The sequence below is a fragment of the Neobacillus sp. B4I6 genome (assembly GCF_050434045.1).
Taxonomy (GTDB): domain Bacteria; phylum Bacillota; class Bacilli; order Bacillales; family Cytobacillaceae; genus Neobacillus.
This window is the reverse complement of record NZ_JBNPWB010000002.1, coordinates 1125127-1142884: the sequence shown is the minus strand read 5'-3', so window position 1 is coordinate 1142884 and position 17758 is coordinate 1125127. Positions and strand designations below refer to the sequence as shown.

The 17758-nt window shown below is 32.6% G+C and carries 25 protein-coding genes and 1 pseudogene; 5 read left to right on the top strand and 21 right to left on the bottom strand.

The genetic code is table 11. The features are described from left to right. Positions 1-71: 71 nt before the first annotated feature. From QF028_RS07720 to QF028_RS07700, 5 genes are all read right to left on the bottom strand, one after another. On the bottom strand, positions 72-377 hold the full coding sequence (locus tag QF028_RS07720; RefSeq protein WP_429464715.1) for a hypothetical protein: 306 nt from the start codon (positions 375-377) through the stop codon (positions 72-74). A gap of 239 nt (positions 378-616) precedes the next feature. Further along, complete coding sequence (locus tag QF028_RS07715; RefSeq protein ID WP_429464714.1) at positions 617-1597, bottom strand: DUF4179 domain-containing protein; 981 nt, start codon at positions 1595-1597, stop codon at positions 617-619. Between the two features lies 1 nt (position 1598). Then, on the bottom strand, positions 1599-2141 hold the full coding sequence (locus QF028_RS07710) for a sigma-70 family RNA polymerase sigma factor (RefSeq protein WP_429464713.1): 543 nt from the start codon (positions 2139-2141) through the stop codon (positions 1599-1601). 310 nt (positions 2142-2451) lie between these two features. Beyond that, the gene (locus QF028_RS07705; RefSeq protein ID WP_429464712.1) at positions 2452-2988 is read right to left on the bottom strand and encodes a DUF3916 domain-containing protein; all 537 of its coding nucleotides are present in this window, start codon (positions 2986-2988) and stop codon (positions 2452-2454) included. 457 nt (positions 2989-3445) lie between these two features. Further along, complete coding sequence (locus QF028_RS07700; RefSeq protein ID WP_429464711.1) at positions 3446-3694, bottom strand: hypothetical protein; 249 nt, start codon at positions 3692-3694, stop codon at positions 3446-3448. Positions 3695-4013: 319 nt separating this feature from the next. Between QF028_RS07700 and QF028_RS07695 the strand changes: the two genes are divergently transcribed. Both QF028_RS07695 and QF028_RS07690 read left to right on the top strand, forming a co-directional pair. Further along, positions 4014-4418: a GNAT family N-acetyltransferase gene (locus tag QF028_RS07695; protein WP_429464710.1), complete on the top strand. Its 405-nt coding sequence runs from the start codon at positions 4014-4016 to the stop codon at positions 4416-4418. A 285-nt stretch (positions 4419-4703) separates the two neighbouring features. Further along, entirely contained in the window at positions 4704-5138 is a 435-nt protein-coding gene (locus tag QF028_RS07690) for a hypothetical protein (protein WP_429464709.1), read from the top strand. Positions 5139-5289: 151 nt separating this feature from the next. Here QF028_RS07690 and QF028_RS07685 read toward each other — a convergent pair whose 3' ends face one another. The 6 genes from QF028_RS07685 to QF028_RS07660 form a co-directional block, all read right to left on the bottom strand. Further along, positions 5290-5535 carry a hypothetical protein gene (locus QF028_RS07685; RefSeq protein WP_429464708.1) on the bottom strand — a complete coding sequence of 82 codons (246 nt, stop codon included), beginning with the start codon at positions 5533-5535 and terminating at the stop codon, positions 5290-5292. A gap of 115 nt (positions 5536-5650) precedes the next feature. Further along, complete coding sequence (locus tag QF028_RS07680) at positions 5651-5845, bottom strand: YolD-like family protein (RefSeq protein ID WP_429472222.1); 195 nt, start codon at positions 5843-5845, stop codon at positions 5651-5653. A 15-nt stretch (positions 5846-5860) separates the two neighbouring features. After that, positions 5861-5989 (bottom strand): hypothetical protein, encoded by a 129-nt coding sequence (locus QF028_RS07675; RefSeq protein WP_429464707.1) that lies wholly within the window; start codon positions 5987-5989, stop codon positions 5861-5863. Positions 5990-6201: 212 nt separating this feature from the next. After that, on the bottom strand, positions 6202-6582 hold the full coding sequence (locus QF028_RS07670) for a hypothetical protein (RefSeq protein ID WP_429464706.1): 381 nt from the start codon (positions 6580-6582) through the stop codon (positions 6202-6204). Between the two features lie 748 nt (positions 6583-7330). Next, the gene (locus tag QF028_RS07665) at positions 7331-7798 is read right to left on the bottom strand and encodes a UPF0158 family protein (RefSeq protein ID WP_429464705.1); all 468 of its coding nucleotides are present in this window, start codon (positions 7796-7798) and stop codon (positions 7331-7333) included. 85 nt (positions 7799-7883) lie between these two features. Then, positions 7884-8381, bottom strand: coding sequence for a GrpB family protein (locus tag QF028_RS07660; RefSeq protein WP_429464704.1), 498 nt, complete (start codon positions 8379-8381; stop codon positions 7884-7886). 153 nt (positions 8382-8534) lie between these two features. Here QF028_RS07660 and QF028_RS07655 point away from each other — a divergent pair, with 153 nt between their 5' ends. Beyond that, positions 8535-9374: a tyrosine-type recombinase/integrase gene (locus QF028_RS07655; RefSeq protein WP_429464703.1), complete on the top strand. Its 840-nt coding sequence runs from the start codon at positions 8535-8537 to the stop codon at positions 9372-9374. Positions 9375-9467: 93 nt separating this feature from the next. On the opposite strand, the gene QF028_RS07650 is transcribed toward QF028_RS07655, so the two are convergent. The 7 genes and pseudogenes from QF028_RS07650 to QF028_RS07620 form a co-directional block, all read right to left on the bottom strand. Then, positions 9468-9962: a hypothetical protein gene (locus QF028_RS07650; RefSeq protein WP_429464702.1), complete on the bottom strand. Its 495-nt coding sequence runs from the start codon at positions 9960-9962 to the stop codon at positions 9468-9470. 348 nt (positions 9963-10310) lie between these two features. Beyond that, positions 10311-10616 (bottom strand): hypothetical protein, encoded by a 306-nt coding sequence (locus QF028_RS07645; protein WP_429464701.1) that lies wholly within the window; start codon positions 10614-10616, stop codon positions 10311-10313. Between the two features lie 139 nt (positions 10617-10755). Then, on the bottom strand, positions 10756-11280 hold the full coding sequence (locus QF028_RS07640; RefSeq protein WP_429464700.1) for an N-acetyltransferase family protein: 525 nt from the start codon (positions 11278-11280) through the stop codon (positions 10756-10758). A 144-nt stretch (positions 11281-11424) separates the two neighbouring features. Further along, a pseudogene (locus QF028_RS07635) lies at positions 11425-12240 on the bottom strand (lipid II flippase Amj family protein). Positions 12241-12451: 211 nt separating this feature from the next. Further along, positions 12452-12943, bottom strand: a complete 492-nt coding sequence (locus QF028_RS07630; RefSeq protein ID WP_429464699.1) for a hypothetical protein — start codon at positions 12941-12943, stop codon at positions 12452-12454. A gap of 323 nt (positions 12944-13266) precedes the next feature. Next, on the bottom strand, positions 13267-14016 hold the full coding sequence (locus QF028_RS07625) for a permease prefix domain 1-containing protein (protein ID WP_429464698.1): 750 nt from the start codon (positions 14014-14016) through the stop codon (positions 13267-13269). Next, positions 14003-14353: a PadR family transcriptional regulator gene (locus QF028_RS07620; protein ID WP_429464697.1), complete on the bottom strand. Its 351-nt coding sequence runs from the start codon at positions 14351-14353 to the stop codon at positions 14003-14005. Before QF028_RS07620 ends, QF028_RS07625 begins: the two co-directional genes overlap by 14 nt. Positions 14354-14547: 194 nt before the next feature. Between QF028_RS07620 and QF028_RS07615 the strand changes: the two genes are divergently transcribed. Beyond that, positions 14548-14988: a histidine kinase dimerization/phospho-acceptor domain-containing protein gene (locus QF028_RS07615; protein ID WP_429464696.1), complete on the top strand. Its 441-nt coding sequence runs from the start codon at positions 14548-14550 to the stop codon at positions 14986-14988. Positions 14989-15000: 12 nt separating this feature from the next. Beyond that, complete coding sequence (locus tag QF028_RS07610) at positions 15001-15489, top strand: sensor histidine kinase (RefSeq protein ID WP_429464695.1); 489 nt, start codon at positions 15001-15003, stop codon at positions 15487-15489. Positions 15490-15604: 115 nt separating this feature from the next. On the opposite strand, the gene QF028_RS07605 is transcribed toward QF028_RS07610, so the two are convergent. The 3 genes from QF028_RS07605 to QF028_RS07595 form a co-directional block, all read right to left on the bottom strand. Next, complete coding sequence (locus QF028_RS07605; protein WP_429464694.1) at positions 15605-16339, bottom strand: sulfite exporter TauE/SafE family protein; 735 nt, start codon at positions 16337-16339, stop codon at positions 15605-15607. 100 nt (positions 16340-16439) lie between these two features. Next, on the bottom strand, positions 16440-17294 hold the full coding sequence (locus QF028_RS07600) for a cupredoxin domain-containing protein (RefSeq protein ID WP_429464693.1): 855 nt from the start codon (positions 17292-17294) through the stop codon (positions 16440-16442). Further along, entirely contained in the window at positions 17288-17743 is a 456-nt protein-coding gene (locus QF028_RS07595; protein ID WP_429464692.1) for a nitrous oxide reductase accessory protein NosL, read from the bottom strand. Before QF028_RS07595 ends, QF028_RS07600 begins: the two co-directional genes overlap by 7 nt. Positions 17744-17758 lie beyond the last annotated feature (15 nt).

Sequence of the window (17758 nt, the reverse complement as noted above, 5' to 3'; positions counted from 1 at the left end):
TTTCCCCACCGAATAGGTTTCAACCCTTATTAAACTAACCTGTCCCTTTAGTTGAAAAAATCCCCTTTATTTTAATCGCCTACGATATTTATTTTGTGAATGAATGGATGGGAGATTTCATTTATAAATTCTTGATACTCTTCTTGTTTATTTTCACTTATAAACATCTTGTATCTTTTCAAATCGTTGATTAATTCTATAAGTGTCTGCCCTTCATATTCTTCATCTGAGCGGTAATATTCGCTTATTTTCCTTAACTCCTGATAGCTCCGCCAAAGTTTCTTAGTGTTAAATATTTCGTTGTGCAAGGATTCCGTTATTTCGTACGTTCCTATTCGTTTATCGTTCTTGTCATAAAGCAACACATCGAGACCCAAATATTTCACTCCCTTTGGAATCGTTAATTAATATTAATCCTTATTAAAGTAAACTGTCCATTATTTAAACAAGAAATGCCGCAAAAAACGGCAGCGGTCTCTTCAAGTCTTGCACCCTATAGTTTAAGTGCATTTATTTACAATCTTAGCTTTTAATGTCAGTTTCTCTACAGAAATCTGCACAGTGAATAAACAAAAAGCTGCCTTTTATGGCAGCAGAATATAAATCTTCATTATAATTATTTTATTGGAATTGCTTCTTTAATTAGCTCGTTGTCATTAGAATCATAAACCATCAGGAAGTAATCCCCACTTTCCCCACTTTCTAAAGTAATTCCATTAAAACGTGAATAGGACAAATCCCCTGGCTTATTTGAATTATATGCCGAGCTAAACTCCCCCTTAATACCCTCTTGTGATTGGATCTTAAAGCGAATAAATTCACTACTGCTTTGGGATAAATCATAATATACGGTTGTTGACATTGGTGTTGTAACTACTTTTTGGATAGTAATGAATTCACCAGAATTAAGCGTAATTTGCTTATTCATTTCAAACACTCTTTTCTCTTTCATTAACTGCGATTGGTTTACTTCAACTTTAAAGACCCAAGGTTGGTTAATAACTTTACGATCCCATCTATCGTAACTAATTTCTATTTCTACTTTCTCGGATTTGATTTCCTGGCTTAACTCTATATCATTAAAAATGGTGAACATTCTATTATTTAATTCAATCGTTTCTCCCCCAGTTGTAACCGCAGTATCTTGCCCGTTTATTTTCACCTTGGGTGTAATAGCGGTTTGGTAATCAACATCTACATTTTTAGTTGGCTGGAAGGTAGAACTTACATAAATACGCTGATCGTCTACCATCACTTCATTTAATGTCAATTTGCCAAGCTCATTTTCTGCCGAGTGGCCTATTTCTGTTTTATATGAAGAATAATTAAGATTCTCATTAAGATTAATATGTTTTTCTATTTTTTCCGCTATAAATGGCATATCTGCACCAGTATCTTTATCAAGTGTCAACACCACACTAAGCATAATAGCAGCTACACCAACACTTATCGTCATCCATTTACTTCTTAGGCTCTTAGAAGAAATATCTTTTTCTACTCTCTTCATAATCCTTTTCTTTTCTAATTTTGAAAGTTCAATTTCTTCAAATTCATTTAAATCAATCTTTATATCATTTATCTCGTTATAGATAGTCATATTATTGCACCTCATTTCTCATTAATATTTTTCTCAACTTTTTCCTCCCCCTGGAGAGCTTATTATGAACCCAGGATTCCCTTGCATTAAATTCGGTTGCAATTTCCCTTGAAGTGATCCCGCTCAAATAGAATTTTTCTAATATTGCCCGTTCTACATCAGGCAGTTCATCTAACAAACACTCCAGATCAACCTTGTTTCTATTGGAAACGAATTGCCCCAAACTTTTCTCCGTGAATTCAGCTTTGCTTAAATAATTATCTTCCTTTTCTAATTTCCTTACATAATCAATAGCCTTGTACTTAGCAATAGCTGCAATCCAATTCTTAAATTCGTTTCTTAAAGGGTCAAATGAATCGATATGGTACCAAATCGAAACCAAAACGTCTGCCATACATTCCTCTCTGTCTTGATAATTTCCCTGAAGATATTTTTGTATTATTGCATTTAGCAATCCGCCATACTTATCAAGTATATTAGAAATGCCTTTTTCATCTTTTAACTTTATTTGCTCAACCAGATTATGTTCTCCAACACTCAACATAACCCCCCCTTGTTGTTCATTTTTTGGTATTCATATATAAATACGTAATGAGATTCAAAATCCTATCACCGATAAAAAAAATTAACGATAGAAATAATCTATCGATAAATCTAAAAAGAAAAACCACAATAATATAAGTTCAACTTCAGTCAAGGGAAGACCTTCTTATTCAACTAATCTGCCCCGTTAGTGGAACAAGAAAAAAGCATTACCGTTGTTCCAGTAATGCACCTGTTAGTTTAAGTACAAAGTTTCACAAACTTGTTAATAAGAAAAACGCTCTTACCGTATCCCATAAGTTTAATTCGGTTTACTTTAATTCTCCTATGAACCATACCTCTTCTTGAGTCCAATGGTCATCTTCATCCTCATTAATTTCAATTCTATATCCTTGGACATCTAATCCTTGTGGTATAATGAATCCCCATTCAGATTCGAAGTAATCTTGATGTATTGGGATAGCTTTCCTTCCATATTTCTCTGCACTAAAGAAACCATCAAAAAAGCGTTCATATGCACTTTGGGTAGGAGGTATAAGAATTAAAGTCTGCTCTAATTCGGGAAGCCTAAAAACACAAATGACACGATACTCTTTTTCTGCATCTGTCTTTAATGAAATTAAATGCTGAGCTCTGTTAATAATCGTCTGTACAAAGAATTTTCTTACCGAATTGGGTATCTTTGGAGTATCACCAAAAAATTTATAGAAGTTAAACCAAAGATGAGAACCACCTATGGTAGTGAAAGATTCTGTATGTTCAAGAATATATCTCGAAAAGTTACGGCATCTCCTTCTTAATCCTCTAGCTTTCTGTTTTGAATAGTTATAAACTTTCCATTGTTTCATCTAATAAATTCCTCCAGGGGATTCAGAAAATGGCTTGGTATAATATTTCTTTGCCTAAAGGACTAATTCCTTCTTTCACTATATTGCCCCCGTCACTCATAAATCTAAATCCAGCACCATATCATCCAATTGTTCTTGATCTATCAATAGCATATTCTTAACCGCAGAAGCACGTTAATTTACATCTTGTAATACTTCACCAATATTTGTTGATATTTCATATACCTTTCACTTCCCCACAAATCGGATATATGAAAAAAATTCGCCAAGATATAGTGAAATCCCTCTTCCACTAACCTGCCCAGTTAATGGGACAAGAAAAGCTGCCAAAATGACAGCTCTGTTCTTAAACTCTTGCACCCGTTAGTGTAAGTACAATATTTCACAAGTTTTCACTATAGAGGGAAAATCATCTCTTTGTTTTTTAAGCATCGTAGCTAAGTGAGATGAAATAATTTCAGACAAGCTTAATTCCTAAAAACACAAACGTTATACCAGTCATAATGACAAACCCTTTTACAAACCACCACGGTAAGAATCTTAACAAAAAAAAGAAAAGAATCTCCAACAGTAGTGAACCATATGAGCCGTCACCACCAGCTATAAAATACTTCTCTTTATAGTTTTCTTTTTTTAGTTTGAAAATTGAGTTAAATAAAATAAAAATCCCCCATAAAACGCATAAAATCCCAAAGAATAAGCTCAAACTTCTCCCCCTTACTTTTCTATAACTTTATAAATTAATAAAAATAATTCGACATCGTTATTGCATTAACCTGACCCGTTACTTGAAGAAGGAAAAAGCGATCCATCGCTATTGAAGAATCGCACCCGATACTTTAAGTACATTTTTTCACAAAGTTTTGTCTTCAATACAAATTAATCCAAATAGAAGGACTCTTATCTTTTACTATTGAATAACATATGTTAATCCCAAAATGTTTGGAGGTTCCTGTTTTGTTATTTTACTTTTGATATATCATCAACCTAATATGTTATTAAAACTGATTAGGAGTTGATATAAAATGATATATAAAAATTGTATTGATGACATCACTTCTGATATGTTAAACGGTTTTTTTGTTGGTTGGCTTAATCCTCCGAATCAACAAACTCATTTAAAACTATTGAAGAACAGCAGTAAAGTAGTCATTGCATTCGAAGAAAAAACCAACCAAGTGGTTGGATTCATTACTGCTATTAGCGATGGTGTTCTATCTGCCTACATTCCTTTCCTTGAAGTTTTACCTCAGTATCAAAATAAAGGTGTCGGCAAGGAATTAGTAAATCGGATGCTAAAACAACTTGAAGGTATTTATATGATAGATATATGCTGCGATGATAATTTAGTCCCTTTCTATGAAAAATATGGAATGCTGAAGTCGAACGGAATGCTTAAAAGAAATTATAAGATGCAATCAGGAATTTAAATCCACTATAAGTAGAAACGCTTGGTCATTTGTCCAAGCGTTTTGTGTTTTTACTGCTTATTCACTATAAATTATTCGAATGCTTTTTGGAACATCTAGTTTAACTAAACTGCCCCGTTAGCTCAACAAGAAAAGGAGCTGCCGAAACAACTCCACTGTTCAACTCTTGCACCCGTTAGTTGAAAAAAAACACTATTTACCAGAATTTCTTTTTATTTTCTGATGAATAATAAGGAGAAATAAATCTTGACTCAATAAGAAGATTTTTGTTTAGGAGATGGCGAAATGGCAAGTTATTTAACGTTAAGAAAATGGCTAATTTTATTCTTAATTACTGGCTTACTGTGCTCCTTTAATAATGCAATTGTCCAAGCTAAAGAAGAAAATCCAAAAGATAAAATTGTTAAGTTCAAAGAGGGTGAGACTCTCAATGTAGCTGATCCAGAACTACAAAAAAGACAGGATAAGGTATGGGAACAACTAGTTAAGACTGATTTCAATAATAAAGTTGATCAAAAACTAAAAGAAAATGGTTATAAGAGATACACTTATACAGGAGAATTTAATATTAATTATCAAATAGTGGACATAAAGGTTGATCGAAAACCTTACGAAAGTAAGGTTGAAACGATTGAAAATATTTCGAGAATTGTTAGTGAATTAGTGAAAGAAAATAAAGTAGTTCCAACTATCACAAGAGTAACATTCAACAAACAATAGTTTTTTGTTGTTTCAAAAGTATTACTAAATAAATCAAGAACAGTACCTGAAAGGGTACTGTTTTTTAATTAGGTTAGTTAGGTATTTATTGATAAATTCTTGTTTAACTATCCTGCTTCGTTAGTTAAACAAAAAAAGTTATATCGTATCTTTATTTTACAAAGATACCTGTTAGGACCATATAGGCTAATAAACTTACAACAAACAATACTCCAAAAATTAAACCTTTTATCTCTTTGTAATATTCTCTTATTAACATCATTAAAGCAACTCCAAAAATAGGTGGGATAACTTTACTTATCTTCCCGAAAATCTCAATAAAAAAATCGCTTACCATTGAACCCATTATTAATCCATTTAAAGCAAAAATGTATAAAAAACACCAGAAAATTCTCATAATGACGGCACCTTTTTTTATTATCTTATCCCTTGTACTCTTCAACTATCCAGCACCGTTAGTTTAATAAAAGAACGCCAACCCATATAAGGCTGACGCAATGCTTAATGTCATCTTAATCTACTACCTTGACTCCGACAACACTATCGAATGCCACCCGCTCAAATTCTCCAGGCTTCACCTCAATATGCAGCTTATGTGTAATAGGATCCACGTAATGAATTCGACCATTAATGTCGTGAATAAATCCGTCATCCCATACCGTCAGTTTTACCGAATGGTTATATTCCATCGAGTAAATTATACGCAGGTCGAATTCCTCCGCTTAATGCTCGTCAATAATAGGCTTCCTTATTCGTTCAGTGTCGAGCCAAAAATCTCGCTGCATCTTTGCTTGTTCGGGTTGGAGATAAGCCGCAGCCCATTTAATTTTACCTCGGTCACGTATCGCCATATTAATCACCTCAGTATTATTATACGCGAACAAACGTTCTTTATGTAAGTAAAAAGAGAAAGACCACTCTTCAGCAGTCTTTTAGTTTTCTTATTCAATTAAGCACCCGTCAGTTGAATTTCTAATCGGCATTTATACTCTCCTTTGTATCCCAACCTTTTGCTTCAATAACTTCTTCGGCTTTAATTAGGTCATCAAGTGGCCCGTGGATATCAAATTTTCTGGTTGTCTCCGAAGGAATTGGTATTAATCCCATTAAGATATTGCTTAATAAAATCCTGTGGGATTACATCCAAAGTTTTTTTTACACCTATGTTAAAGATAATTAATTTCAATGCATTTAGCAGTTCTTCATCGTCATAAAGAAGCTTACCTTCCCGAGGCATTTCCCATTTTTCAGGTAAGTAAAATTCAACTTGTTCACGATTTATTGCCTGCCCTTCTGGATTCAACTCTAGTGCTGGAGGATTCTTTTTGTATTCGTACTCTTGTCGATAAATTTCCCTTAATTGGTCGCTTGAGTAAGGCAATTGCCCAATCATCTCTTTATTCTCTTCTAGTTTCTTTTTTATGTATTCCTCAAAATCGGACATAATCAATCTCCTTTGGAATTGGTTCACAACTTTTGAAGAGGTAATATTTAACAATATATATAATCCTAAACTTTCACATTTCATAAGCCCTTACCAAAACATTTTCCACTATCCTGCTTATATACTTCAACAAAAAAGAGCACCTCTCCTTCTTTAAGGAAAGCACCCGTTAGTTTAAGTATAATTTTTCACAATCTGTTTTTGGAACAAGAAAAAAGGGGACTTTTTATATATTTAATAATTTAGTGCTGTCCTAAAGTGCCCTAACTTGTAGTATAATTACAATAACACTTAAGGGTAGGATTGATTTGAAATTGGGACTTTTAGATAAATTCTTCGAGAAAAAGCAGAAAAGGATAAAACCCATTTTTTATTTACAGCTTGTTTTAATTATTGGATATTTTTCACTGTTTTTCTTAGACATCAATCGTTCATTTGGTTATATATTTCTTTCGTTAAGCTTTTTGCTAATTGGAATTGAGAGTTATTTATTAAAGGAAAAAAAAGTAATTTTTATTTTAAATTTTATAGCCTTTTTTATGTTCGCTTTAATTTTCATTTTAGATTATTTTAATCTATAAGGGTACTGTTATTACAGTATCCTTTTTTGTCGCATTTATCATTTATAGAGTAGTTCTTATTGAACTATCCTGCTCCGTTAGTGGAATATGAAAAGTATTATTTCTTGATTCGAAGCAATACTTATTGTTAGGGAAAATCATCTAAACAAATTAGATTGTTTATTAATTCATTCAATATAGTTTACGTTATTATCTTGGCACCATTTAATCGCAATTTCTTTAAAACACTCGTCACGATAGGAATACCATTGATCCTCGATTTCAAAATCTATTATTTGGTCTTTAAATCTTCTAAAGGCACCTTTTCCCTTAATTGATCTTAATAATATATCCTGCTTTCTCTGGTCACTGATAGTTAGGCAAAAGTCTTCCATAATTTCATATTCATTGACTTCATATTTTGTTGGTAACTCTATGTAATTCTCAAAATTTTCAACAACATCATTTGCAACCTTTAAATTTTCTTGTTGCCACTCAGGTAAATGATTGAATGGTTCTTCATTTTCAGCAGATTTCAAGTCCTCCGATGTTACTAACACTATTTCACCAGTAGTAATATTTAGTAATGAACGTGACTCTTCAAACTGTATTTCCATTTCCTCAATTATATCTTTCAGTTTGACTTGTATACTCATTATGAGATCACCCTTTGATATTTTTTACTAATGCACCCATTAGCTGAATAAGAATCAACAATCTTTATTAAAAATATCATAGTAGTCACAGTTTATTAAATTCAGAAGTGTTCATTAATTTTTGGAAAAACTCATTTTTAGCTTCCCTATACTCATCCATTTCTTTCCCTTCAAACTCTCTTTTTAACTCATCATATTCCATCCTGTAAGTATCATTTAGTAATAAAACATCTCGAAATTTCCAAAAGAAATCATATTCAGAATCTTTGACAGTTAATTGAACTCCTAAAGGAGGAACTGTTGAATCGTCTTTAAAAGCCCTGAACCAGTCCGTTTTTACACTACCTTCATTAAGTTCATATAATGCTGAGAGTGTCTGAACTGCCTTTGGGAATTGTTCAGAATTAACACGCACTTGTATATCTAAATCACCCTTTGTAAGGCTATTAGGGACAGCCGTACTTCCAACGTGCTGCACATCAGCTTCGGGCATACGTTCTTTAATTAACTTTTTGTGTACTAAGAAAGTTTTCTCTGCCTTTTCATAAAAAAGACTGTTTTCAAAAAAATTAACTTGTTCCATATTACCCTCCCCATAAGAAATTCTTTACGGTTAATTTTTTTACCATCTTATTCAACTAAACTGCTTACGAAATTTGAATAAACCTCCCCGTTTCAATTTCGATAATCAAGTCAATAATTCCTCTAAAATAGAATTTTTAGGGAGAGATGTATTTTGCTATTGTCAAAAGCCTGGGAAACATACGAATCTGATAAACGAATTGAAGGGTTCTCACAACAAACATTGAAAGCTTATCGACTTCAAGCGTTGTTACTTATTCGATATTTTGAGGACGTAAAACTCGAAACAATAACCACAATTCAATTAAAAGAATATTTAGCAAAGTCAAGTGAAAACTTAAAACCTTCAAGTCTGGCTCATCGTATACGATTTATGAAATCACTTTTTCGTTGGTCACACGAAGAAGGGCATATTTTAAAAAATCCGGCAGCAAAAATAAAAGAACCTAAAGTAGGGAAACGAATCCCAAAGTTTTTAACTGAAAGTGAAATTGAACACTTAAGGGAAGCTTGCAACACCCAAATGGAAAAGGCTCTATTCGAATTTATGTTTTCTACTGGATGTCGGATAGGTGAGATTGTTTCGCTAGAAAAAAATAGGATAAATTGGTCAAACCGTTCAGCTATTGTTTGTGGAAAAGGTGATAAAGAAAGGGAAGTTTATTTTAATATTCGTTGTGAAATTTGGCTTAAAAGATACTTAGATAATCGCCAAGATAATGACCCAGCCATTTTTGTTACAGAACGGTATCGACATCGAATGAGCATTGCTCAGATGAGATACATTATTAAGCGAATTTCAAATCGTTCAGGGATCAACAAAGTCATTCATCCACATCAGCTTAGGCACAGCTATGCGACCCATTTGTTGAATAACGGAGCACCCCTTGATGTTATTCAAAGCCTACTTGGTCACGAAAAGAGTGAAACCACGAAGATTTATGCTCAATTAAGTGGAAGTCTTAGACAAGAATTATATAGAAAATATTTTTAGTTTATATATCAAGTACACGAACAAAGCAACGCATTGAATGCGTTGCTTTGTTAAATTCTTGTACCCTTTAGTATAAAGCCGATATACAATTCTTTATAATGTTTTCAATACTTCTTCCTCTATTGCTTGTATTAATGATTCTGCTTGTTCTATTATGTCCTTGATAATAACGAAGTGAGTTTCTCTTATTTCGAATGAATATTGGATATTTAGAGTTTCATCATTGTTTTCGTATTCTTCTAGTGTTAAATAATCCTTTTCGGAAACTATCTTAGCCTCTTTTTCCATATATTCTCTAATATTCAAACCAAACTCCTCATTTCCCTCTATATCGATCAATAAGGATGATAATTTTCTTCCGAATTCGATACGGATACCCTTTTTGACTCTTTGATAAATAATATAGGTATCAACTATTAATCGTGAATCGATAACAGGATAACCATCATCTGTTATGTCATCATAAGTTTCAAAACTATCTCCCAAATGAAGGTCTTTTACTTTAATAGGATAGATATCCCGTTTAAGGATATAACATACAGGATCTGGCATATAGACTATGTTTTTTAACAATAACGGATGTGTCATTTTAATATCACCTTTTTTATGTATTGGCCACTTCCAAGGAAAAGTAACTTAAATATTATATTTTAAGAAACAATTAAAAACCCACCCTACATTGTATTTTTTTATTTCGTCAATTAAAATGCGATACCTTATTTGAAGTAACACCCCTGTAAATTTTTGAACAACAAAAGGTTACTCTCGTTATATGTAAAAAGAAATAGACCGCCTTAAGGCGATCCAAATTTATTGTATTAATGCACTCCGATAATTTAAGTGCAATACTTTACAATCTGCTTTGTTGGTCGAACCAAAAAAGGCGATGCCTTGTTTAAGCATCGCACCCGTTAGTTCAATAAAAACTTTTTGTTTTCAATCACCTACGACTATTATTTTTTTAATAGCTGGATGGGAGATATCGTTAATAAGATTTTGATACTCTCCTTGCTTATTTTCGTTTATAAACATTTTGTATCTTTTCAAATCGGTGATTAACTCTAAAAGTGCCTGTCCTTCATACTCTTCATCTGAGAGATAATAATCGCTTATTTTCCTCAACTCTAGATAGCTTCGCCATAATTTCTTCGAGTTAAATATTTCATTGTGTAAGGCTTCAGTTATTTCGTATGTCCCTATTTCTTTATCGTTCTTGTCATAAAACAAAACATCAAGACCCAAAAACTTTCACTCCTTTTGGAAATCACCAATTTATTCGAATGCTTTATTCAACTAACCTGCTCGTTAGCACAATAAGAAAAAAGCCACCAAATGGCAGCTGGATCCTCAACTCTTGCACTCGTTAGCTGAAGAAGAGAAACTAAAATATATTCCTAATATCTTCCCACCCATAAACAAGTTCGGAAAGTTTCCTCCCTGTAATCTGAACTTCAACAGTATCTATTTTTTTACCACCAAGTGCTTCATAAAATAGACGAGAAATATTATCTTCCAAGACAAGAACAAGCATAGAATATAATCCCATTGCTTTAATTTCATCTATGATTGGTTTAACAAGTGCTGTACCGATACCTTGTCCCTGATAATTTTTTAAAATATATATTGCATATAACTCCCCATTAAACCCATTATATTTACCACTTCTTTCTATACCACCTGAAGAAAAGCCTACAATTTCCCCTTCATTGTTTTCTGATACATATACACCGCCATCGGAAATGTTATTTATCCATATTTGTTCCCGACTTTCATATGTTAAATTATTTAAGTATTCGTCAGGAACAATATTGGCATATGTTGTTTTCCAACTTTCGACGTGTACTTTAGCTATTCCTTTTGCATCGGTTAAAACTGCTTTTCTAATTTTCATAACCCTGTTATCCATTTCATTCCATCTCCCCTCTATACCAAATTATACGATAAACTCCACCTTGTTTTATTGAACTAAACTGCCCGTTAATAAGAAATAAGCCGCCAAAAATGGCAGCTGGATTTCAACTCTTGCACCCGTTAGTTGAACAAGAACTCATTAAATCCACTTCGCGAACCAAGCTACATAATATGCCGCAGGGATAAACAGAAGTTGAGCCACAATTGTACCCAAAAATTTAGAACTAATCATCGTCAAAGAGTAACTTTTTAAGTAAATATAATCACTTTGTTTTTTCATTACTATATCAGCTAATACGGAAGCTTTAGGGTCAATAAACAATGTCAATAAAATAGTTGCTATACCATTTATAATCCCAGATGACATTAATGCCGCCTGAGCATAATCTTTAGGAACTAACATTGATGCGTATATGGAGGATAGTACCCCAATTGTAAATACAGCAGAAATAATAACATTAATCACAAAGAGACGTTTTGGAATTGTCTTTAGTGTAATTCCTTTTAGGTATGTAAATCTTGGGAGTCTAAAACACATAAATACCTTTTTAATACCATTTCGATTAAATTGATTAATAAATAGTGCAATTATTGAACCACGTTAATTTGAAAGTTGAACAATAGCTCGTGAGAAGATATTGATAAATGTCGGAAAAAGAAGTATTCCAAACAACACTCCAAAAGATGTTACACCAATTAAAATTCTATATTGTTCTTCTATGTAGTGTAATTTGTTTAAATGAGGTGCTTCTGCAATAAGTTTTGCTGTTAGAGGTTGTTGAATCATTGTAGAAAACCTTGAAACAATCACCAGTGTACTAAACAAAGATAATGCAGTTGCAATTAATTTTACTCTTGCTCCTGAAATCCTTGTTGAATAAGCTAATGTCTCAATCATTGTAATTATCAATAAAAATAGAGATATACTTATGACCTTACTTGTAATTAGTTCCATAATAAGCCCCTTAAAAAGTATTTATAGCTGTATTATAAACTAATTTTTTTGTTTTAGAATTATTTAGAAGAGACGAATACTCTAATAATTTTACTATTCTCTCTTCAACTAACCTGCTCCATTAGTTCAATAAGAAAAGCTGCCTAAAATGGCAGCTAGTTCTTGAAGTGACTAATTCGTTAGAATAAACGATGTGGGTTCAAAGAATTCCTTATAATGATTCCAATACCTCTTGCTCTAATTTTTGTATCATTGATTCTGCTAGTTCTATTACGTCCTTTAATACACCGAAGCTATTTTCTCTTACGAATGAGAATTGGATACTCAGTGATTCATCATTGTTTTCGTATTCCTCTAATGTTAAATAAGCCTTTTCGGAAACTATCTTAGCCTCTTTTGCCATATATTCTCTAATGTTTAATCCATAATCTTCATTCCATTTTTCAATACCATAAGATAAACAAAAACTTCTCTGATATTCTATACGAAGACCTGTCCTAACTTTTTGGTAGAGAATACAAGTATCAACTTTTAATGGTGAATCGATAACAGGATAACCATCATCTGTTATGTCATCATAAGTTTCAAAACTATCTCCCAAATGAAGGTCTTTTACTTTAATAGGATAAATATTTCGTTTAAGGATATAACATACAGGATCTGGCATATAGACTATGTTTTCTAACAATAACGGATGAGTCATTTTTATATCACCTTTTTTATGTATTGGTCACTTCCAAGTAAAAGTAACTTAAATATTATATTTTAAGAAACAATTAAAAACCAACCCTACATTATATTTTTTTATTTCGTTAATTAAGATGCGATACCTTATTTGAAATAACACCCCTGTTAATTATTGAACAACAAAAGGTTACCCTCTATATACGTAAAAAGAAATAGACCGCCTTAAGGCGATCCGAATTTATTGTATTAATGCACTCCGATAATTTAAGTACAATACTTCACAATCTGCTTTGTTGGTCGAACCAAAAAAGGCGATGCCTTGTTTAAGCATCGCACCCGTTAGTTCAACAACGACTTCATAGATTTAAATATGACGCTCCTTCTGTGATAAGCATTTATAATTCCCCATATTAAAAATAAAGGAAGAGAGAAAGCAATACCCAATAGGGATAAAAAAGCTAAATCATCAATACTCCTATAAGTAATAAAGATAAACCATTTATCATCCCCATTACCTTCTCGATATAGGTCAATGAAACGGGTTTTTGGTGCCCATATTTTCCTTTCGTATTGAAACTCAGGTTTTGATGTATCCAGATAATTAAATACATCCGTTTTATTCTTTATATTATAAATTTCAACTTTCGAAACTTGGTCTGTTCCTTGAATCAAAGACTTAATTTTACCTTGCTTTTCCTTTGAAATGGTACTGTTAACATCGCTTAAAATAATAGAAATATCATTATTTATTTTATGCCGTTCATTCTGATTGTTATTTTCAATAAACATAATGATACCAAATATAAGGAGGCTCAAAACAAGAAAAAATGATGCACAATAGAGTAGCCACCTTGCAAATCGTTTTTGTACATCAAATAATTGACCAATAACTGTTCGAATTTCTTTTTCTCCACCGAAACGTTCAATTGCAATCCTCACTGCGTCTGTTTCTGTTTTACCTTCTAATTTTAATTCGTGTACAGCCTCTAATAAATGGTTCTTCATTTCTATTTTTAATTCTTTTATCTCCTTTTTATTTCCATCAAAGTTTTGATAAACTGTATCTATAAATACATCAATTTGTCTCAATTTCAGCTCCCCCTTCCAAAAATGAATCCATTATTTTTTTTACAAAACGCCATTCCGAACGTTTTTCTTCAAAACACGTTTCTCCAAGTGAGGTAAGTTTATAATATTTTCTTCTCCCCCCTGGTCCTTGTTCAGCCCCCCAATATGATTCGACCCATTCGTTTTTTTCCAATCTTTTCAAAGAAAGATAGAGTGTACCTTCCTTTATTTCAAACTGTTCTTCACTTTTATCCCTAACAAATTTAGCCAGCTCATATCCGTACATATCTTTTTTATGTAAGAGAGATAAAATCAGAGTATCTATATGCCCTTTTAAAACCTCTTTATTAATTTCCAAAATTTGCACCTCCCTATAAAAAATATAATACAGGTTACTCTATAATACAAGGTATATATTTATAAATTAGTATATTTCTTGTTTAATTAACCTGCCCCGTTAGCTGAAGAAGGGATCGCCGCTGCAATCCCTATAATAGTAAGGAGGAATTTACCTCTTTCAATAAAAATGGCAAAAAAGCTGGATATGTGTATATGTTCAAAAAAACGGATGAGGTTCAGAAATTAATCTCTCAATTGAATAAACATTTTATTTTGGCATCAATATTAATCCTTTTCTTTGTGCTAATAACGGTTTTCTTTTTATCTAAGGCATTAACAAAACCCCTTATCTCCATGAAAGAGGCAACTAAAAAATTAAGTAAAGGGGATTTTTCAGTCACACTTCCTTCTCCTTCTCGAGATGAACTAGGTGAATTATCACAATCCATTCAGACTCTTGCTAATGACTTAAATTATTTAAAACAGGAGAGAAATGAATTTTTAGCTAGTATTTCTCATGAACTACGAACGCCATTAACCTATATTAACGGATATGCTAATGTAGCTAAAAGAAAGGAACTTGACGAAACCGATAGGATTAAGTACCTCGATATTATCCAAGAAGAATCCCAGCGTGTTAGCGGATTACTTTAAGAATTGTTTGACTTGGCAAAATTAGATCAAAATACATTTTCAATTTTTAAAGAAAAAATTGATTTATATGTTTTTTTACAAACAATCTATGAAAAAGTTTTACCGGCTTTTCAAAATAAAAAGATGAAATTAATGATTGACTGTCCGAAAAATTTATGGATTAATCTAGATCCTGTTAGATTTGAGCAAGTTATTATAAACCTTTTAGATAACAGCCTTAAATATTCAAAAGAAATGACTACTACCTTAGTAAGGGTTAATAAAGAAAAAGATGAAATTGAAATAACCATAAAGGATCAAGGAATTGGAATTCCACAAGAAGACCTTCCGTATATTTTTGATCGCTTGTACAGAGTTGAAAAATCCCGTTCAAGGGCTACTGGTGGATTTGGATTAGGCCTTGCTATTGTAAAACAAATAGTTGAAGCCCATGGAGGAGAAATTTCTGTTGAGAGCCAAGTTGGACATGGAACATGCTTTATAATTAATCTAAAACAGTAAATGACCATAGGTAAACCAAATTTATATTATAAAAAAGAAGGATTTCAATATGAATCCTTCTTTTTCCTTTACTTCTTATATAGGTGATTATTCATTCAACCTCTTTTAAGATCATTTATAAGGACCAATAAGTAAACGTATCAAAAATTCCTAACAGTAACATCAGGACACCAGCTATTCGTTGAATGAACATACCAAATTTTCTTCCTTTTTTCATTACCATTCCACTACCACCAAGGTACCAGATGATGAAAATCACGATTAATAGCGGAATGGCAGTTCCAAGTGCAAAAGTAGGTGGCAAAATAAAACCGTATGGACTAGAAAGAACTATTGGCATTAAGGTCACAAAAAATAGGACAAACATAGTTGGACAGAATGCAAGTGAAAAACTAAGTCCTAACATAAAAGAAGCAAATGGACTTTCATGCTTGTATTCTTTTGACAGCTTTAATACTTTAAATGTTCCCTTTAATTTAATAAACCCCAACATATAAATCCCAACTAATATTAATAAAGGCCCCATAATCTTCCGAAGCCACGGAAAATATAAAGGTAGATTTTGTTCAAATCCCCTTCCTAGCAGCCAAACCAAAACACCTAATAAAGAAAAGGCTACTACTTTTCCTAGAGTGAAATAAGTAACATCCTTCCATGCAATCTTCTTTTGAATAGAACGGTTGCCGTAAAGTGTTACTGCACTGATATTTCCTGTCAACTGACAAGGTGCGAGTGCTCCTATTAATCCCAATATTAATGCGAAGACTATTGGCCAGGATTCTAAGTTATTTGCCAAATTAAAAAATGGTTTACTTATTACTGCACTTATTTCGCTTAATAAACTGTACATTACATCACCTTACATCACTATTTTAATAGAAATAGGTTAACATAAAACAGTGCAGAAATTATGGAGATTAAAAAGAAGAATACCAGCTTCTTTAATCCACTTAATTTACTGTTACGGTACCTTTATACATACCCATCCCACATGAATAATGATAAGTCCCAGGCTTTAAGGATTTAACATTAACATAGTTGTCCGTATTTTCCTTTAATGAAACGTTAAACCCAAGTTCATCTGACACAATTATTCCAGTGCAACCAACCTTTTCTGTTTTAAAGTTAAGAACCGCTGATGTCCCAGCTTTTAAAACAATATTATTTGGAGCATATTCAGTAGGCTTTACCTGAATCTCGTGTATTTCGTTACTTGCAGGGGTGATTTTTTTATCTTTCGTTTGCCCAGTAACTTCACTCTGACCGGGAATAAAGAGACCCTTTCCAAAAACCAATGTTCCCATGAAGGCTAAAATAACTACTAATAAAATGGGATTGGCTATCAGGGGTTTTCTATATTGAGCTTTCTCGCGGTCCGCTGCCTTTGATTCTTCATCAATTAATCGCAATAAAAAAACCATAACTAATGCAAAGATAATATCAATAAAGTAAATCATTAAATTGATAGAAGATGATTGTAACATCACTCCTAACATAGAACCCATCATTCCACCCATTATTCCTGCTGTCAATCCGTCTAATGCTGCCATAGGTGAAACTGGTCTTCCTGTTGCATATCCAGTAACCATTCCAATTAAAACGGAGGCGATAGTTGGGATGGTAAGATCCTTATTTTCTATGAATGTACCTAAAATAGCCCCTAAAGAAATACTCACCATCATGGAGTTGGTCATTGCAATCATCATACCTGTCATACAGGTGAGACGTTCCCTCCTTTGATAAGTGAAATAAATAACGTAGGTTGTTAAGAGAACGATTAAGATAATACTCGAATAAATTAACATCTTTTTTCCCTCACTTGTTTTATATGTATCGATTCCAATGTTTCCTGAAAGCTAAAAACCTTCCCACCAAAAGCTTGAACAAATTTATCAGCATGCTCTTTGTTTTCAAAGGAAAGGATTTGCGGCCTACAACATCCTACTCTAAGACTAGAATTCATCACAAACCATGCTAAACTAGCACTTACGGTTCTATCTGTGAGGAAGTCATTGCATAATGCCTGTATTACATTATCTCCGAGTTGGTACTGACGGATTATTCCACAATGGGCACAGCAAGCATTCTCAATTATGTTGTTTGGTAAAATTAGCTTATAAACAAAACGAGAAATAATTTGACAATTACAGAGGACACATTCGTTAACATTTTGAATAACTCCTGGTACTTCACGGACCAAGGTTATACCACCAAATGTCTTCATGATATAACCCTCTTCTACTAAATAAATCAAAAAATTCAGTCCTCC